Origin of the sequence: Pseudomonas sp. SIMBA_068, from assembly GCF_046534705.1 — a bacterium.
GTDB classification, from domain to species: Bacteria; Pseudomonadota; Gammaproteobacteria; order Pseudomonadales; family Pseudomonadaceae; genus Aquipseudomonas; species Aquipseudomonas putida.
Map to the genome: position 1 here is coordinate 1 of NZ_JAWRYI010001216.1, position 249 is coordinate 249.

The 249-nt window shown below is 61.4% G+C and carries 1 protein-coding gene; it reads left to right on the forward strand.

The genetic code is table 11. The features are described from left to right. Nucleotides 1–249: hypothetical protein (locus SB756_RS33400; protein ID WP_410913674.1), on the forward strand; the 249-nt coding region annotated here is incomplete at both ends.

Consider the following 249-nt stretch of genomic DNA (forward strand, 5'->3'; position numbering starts at 1 on the left):
GGAACTCAACCCACTCAGCGCCCTTCCGACCCTTTTGCGCATGGGCCATTATTACTCGCTCAAATTGCTCTACAAGACCTTGAACACGTTCGGCGAATGGGCGGACGAGATGATTCCAGCCAGCCGTTTGATCCCGGTAAACCCCACAGGCTGGACGCCACGGCAACCCGGCGACCGACTGTTCGTGGTAGCCGGCACGCCGAATGTGCCGCTGCGCAATGTCGGCAGCACTGCGCAGCCGGACTGGCG